Genomic DNA, 3,827 nt, shown 5'->3' on the forward strand with positions numbered 1-3,827 from the left:
TCTTCGCGCGGGAAGCGCTCGGGGTCTCGTGAGCCTCGCCCTGCGCCCCCTGTCGGCGATCCGGCCCTACACGCCGCCGGCCGGCGATCCCGGCTTCGGCGTCTACGTGCACTGGCCCTTCTGCGCCGCCAAGTGCCCGTATTGCGACTTCAACAGCCACGTCCGCCACGAGCCGGTGGATCAGGCGCGCTATGTCGCCGCCTTCCGGCGCGAGCTCGCCGAACAGGCGCGGCGCACCGGGGCAGAGATCGTCACCTCCATTTTCCTTGGCGGTGGCACGCCGAGCCTGATGGAGCCGGCGACAGTGGGCGCGATTCTCGACGAGATCGCCTCGCTCTGGACCGTGGCCGACGGCGCCGAGATCACGCTGGAGGCAAATCCCTCTTCAGTCGAGGCGACGCGCTTCCGCGGCTACCGGGCGGCCGGCGTCAACCGTGTCTCGCTCGGGGTGCAAGCGCTGAACGACCGGGACCTTCGCCGCCTCGGGCGCCTCCACGACGTCGATCAGGCGCTGGGCGCGATCGGCCTCGCGCGCGAGATATTCCCGCGCCTCTCGTTCGACCTCATCTACGCGCGCCCCGGTCAGGGCGTTGCGGACTGGGAAGCCGAGCTGGCGCAGGCCATCGGGCTCGCCGCCGACCATCTCTCGCTCTACCAGCTGACCATCGAGGAGGGCACGGCCTTCCACGCCCTCCACAAGGCGGGCAAGCTGACCGTGCCGGACGGCGAGCTTTCGGCCGAGCTCTACGAGGCGACGCAGCAGATCACCCGCGCGCACGGCCTGCCGGCCTACGAGATTTCCAACCACGCGGTGCCGGGCGCGGAATCGCGCCACAACCTCACCTACTGGCGCTACGGCCTCTATGCCGGCGTCGGTCCCGGCGCCCACGCCCGCCTTCCCGGCCCGGACGGCACGCGCCATGCCGTCTCCAACGAGAAGCATCCGGAAACCTGGCTGCTCATGGTCGAGGACTGGGACGCCGGCCACATCGAGGACGTTCCCCTCGAGCCGCAGGAGCAGGCGGACGAGCTGATGCTGATGGGCCTGCGGCTGGTCGAGGGCATGGATCTCAGGCGCTGGCGCGACCTGTCCGGGCGCGACCTCGACGCCGAGACGGTCCGCGAGCTCACCGGCCACGGCATGGTCGAACGTCTCGGGCCCGACCGCATCCGTGCGACGCCGACCGGCATGCTGGTGCTCGACGCCGTGGTGGCGGACCTCGCGTGACGACGATCGCGGTCTACGCCTTCGCGGCCGTGGCGGAGATCGCCGGCTGCTTCGCGGTCTGGGCGGTGTTGCGGCTCGACGCCTCGCGCTGGTGGCTGGCCGCCGGCCTCGTCTCCCTCGTGATATTCGCGATGGCGCTGACGCGCGTCGACGCCGAGTTCGCCGGGCGCGCCTATGCCGCTTATGGCGGGGTCTACATCCTCGCCTCGCTCCTATGGATGTGGGGCGCCGAGGGCATGAGGCCAGACCGGTTCGACCTCGTGGGCGCCGGGCTCTGCCTCGCGGGTGCCGCCGTCATCCTCTGGTCGCCGAGGCCGGCATGAGCGAGGAGCCCGACGCCGAGCCTGCGATCGCGACCGGCGAGGAGCGCGGCGGCTTCACGATCCGCGACGCCGCCTTCCCGGCCTACCGCCCTGAGCCGGCGCTCTATCTCGTCGCCACCCCGATCGGGAACCTCTCCGACATCACGCTGCGCGCGCTGGAGATCATCGCGGGCGCCGACGTCCTCGCCTGCGAGGACACGCGCCAGACCGGCAAGCTTCTGCAGCGCTACGGCATCCGGCGGCGGGCCTGGTCCTACCACGAGCACTCGGCGGAAAGCGCCGACGAGGCGCTGCTTGGCGAGCTCGCCGCCGGCCGCTCCGTCGCCCTCGTCTCCGACGCCGGCACGCCGCTCGTCTCCGATCCCGGCTACCGGCTCGGGCGCGAGGCCATCGCGCGTGGCCTCCCCGTCGTGCCGGTGCCCGGCGCCTCCGCCCCGCTCGCCGCGCTCCTCGCCTCGGGCCTGCCGTCCGACGCCTTCTTCTTCGCCGGTTTCCTGCCGCCTAAGGAAAGCGGCCGCCGCGCGCGGCTGGAAGCGCTCGCCCGCATTCCCGGCACGCTCCTTCTCTTCGAGGCGCCGCACCGGATCGCCGACAGCCTCGCCGACATGGCGGACGTCCTCGGTCCGCGTCCCGCCGCCGTCTGCCGCGAGCTGACCAAGGCCTTCGAGACGATCTACCGCGCGCCGCTGCCGGAGCTGGCCGCCGAGTTCGCCGCCATGGAGCGGGTGCGCGGCGAGATCGTCGTCTGCGTCGGGGGTCCGGCCGACGAAGCGGCGGACGCGCCGGCCGACGTCGACGCCATCCTGCGTGGGCTCCTCGCCGAGATGAAGCCGGCCAAGGCCGCACAGGAGGCGGTGAAGCTCACCGGCCTCTCCCGCCGCGACCTCTACCAACGCGCTTTGGCGCTGAAGTCGTCGTGACGCCCGCCGATCGCCTCGCCGAGCGCCGCGCGCGGTTCGCCAAAGGTCATCGCGGCGAGTGGCTGGCGGCCTGGGCGCTCCGCCTCAAGGGCTACCGCATCCTCGCCATGCGCCACCGCACGAAGCTCGGCGAGATCGACATCGTCGCCCGGCGCGGCGATACGGTCGCGATCGTCGAGGTGAAGGCGCGCGCGAGCCTCGAGGCGGCGATGGACGCGGTCACGCCCGCCGCGCAGGCCCGCATCGCGCGCGCCGCCGACCTCTGGCTCCAGAAGCAGCGCGACTATGCGCGCCTGTCGCTGCGCTTCGACATCGTCGCCGTCCTGCCTCGCCGCTGGCCGGTTCATATTCCCAACGCCTGGGCCCCTGCCTGACCTCCCGAACCCGAAGGCTCCTTTCCGTATGGCCGACTACGACCTCCTGACGATCGGCAACGCCATCGTCGACATCATCTCCCGCACCGACGATGCCTTTCTAGCCGAAGCCGGCATCGAGAAGGGCGCGATGACGCTGATCGACGCCGCCCGCGCCGAGGAGCTCTACGGCAAGATGGGCCCCGCCACCGAAATGTCGGGCGGCAGCGCCGGCAACACGGTGGCCGGCCTCGTCTCGCTCGGCGGCACCGGCGCCTATTTCGGCAAGGTGGCGGACGACCAGCTCGGCCGCATCTTCGCCCACGACATCCGCTCGCTCGGCATCCGCTACGAGACGGCGCCGCTCGCCGACACGCCGCCGACTGCCCGCTCGATGATCCTCGTCACGCCCGACGGCGAGCGGTCGATGAACACCTATCTCGGCGCCTGCGTCGAGCTGTCGCCGGACGACGTCGTCGAGGAGATCGTCGCCGCCGCGCGCGTCACCTACTTCGAGGGCTACCTCTGGGACCCGCCGCGCGCCAAGGACGCGATCGTGGCAGCCGCGAAGATCGCCCACGCCAACGGGCGCGAGGTTGCCATGACACTCTCGGACAGTTTCTGCGTCCACCGCTACCGCGCCGAGTTCCTCGATCTCATGCGCTCGGGCACCGTCGACATCGTCTTCGCCAACGAGCCGGAGGCGCTGGCCCTCTACCAGACCGAAATCCTGGAAGAGGCGCTCCACCACCTCGGCCAGGATGCCAAGCGTCTCGCGATCGTCACCCGCGGCGCGGACGGCTGCGTCGTCGTCGAAGACGCCAGCCGGCAGGCCTTCCCCGCGACCGTCGTTCCCGACGTCGTCGACACCACTGGCGCCGGAGACCTCTTCGCCTCCGGCTTCCTGCGCGGCTACACAGCCGGCCTGCCCCACGACCAGTCCGCCCGCCTCGGCGCCATCGCCGCCGGCCACATCATCGCCCAGATCGGCCCGCGCCCCCAG

At 71.8% G+C, this 3,827-nt stretch carries 5 protein-coding genes; all 5 read left to right on the forward strand.

Annotation, left to right across the window (positions count from 1 at the left end):
• Positions 1 to 28: 28 nt before the first annotated feature.
• On the forward strand, positions 29 to 1,228 hold the full coding sequence (gene hemW / locus QZ753_RS12040; protein ID WP_294644047.1) for a radical SAM family heme chaperone HemW: 1,200 nt from the start codon (positions 29 to 31) through the stop codon (positions 1,226 to 1,228).
• Positions 1,225 to 1,551, forward strand: coding sequence for a YnfA family protein (locus tag QZ753_RS12045; protein WP_294644039.1), 327 nt, complete (start codon positions 1,225 to 1,227; stop codon positions 1,549 to 1,551). Before hemW ends, QZ753_RS12045 begins: the two co-directional genes overlap by 4 nt.
• Positions 1,548 to 2,471, forward strand: coding sequence for a 16S rRNA (cytidine(1402)-2'-O)-methyltransferase (gene rsmI, locus QZ753_RS12050; RefSeq protein WP_294644041.1), 924 nt, complete (start codon positions 1,548 to 1,550; stop codon positions 2,469 to 2,471). Before QZ753_RS12045 ends, rsmI begins: the two co-directional genes overlap by 4 nt.
• Positions 2,468 to 2,845 (forward strand): YraN family protein, encoded by a 378-nt coding sequence (locus QZ753_RS12055; RefSeq protein WP_294644043.1) that lies wholly within the window; start codon positions 2,468 to 2,470, stop codon positions 2,843 to 2,845. The genes rsmI and QZ753_RS12055 overlap by 4 nt, the downstream gene beginning before the upstream one ends.
• Positions 2,846 to 2,873: 28 nt before the next feature.
• A partial coding sequence (locus QZ753_RS12060) for an adenosine kinase (protein WP_294644045.1) occupies positions 2,874 to 3,827 on the forward strand: 954 nt, incomplete at its 3' end.

It is taken from the genome of uncultured Aureimonas sp., from assembly GCF_913775355.1.
GTDB lineage: Bacteria > Pseudomonadota > Alphaproteobacteria > Rhizobiales > Rhizobiaceae > Aureimonas.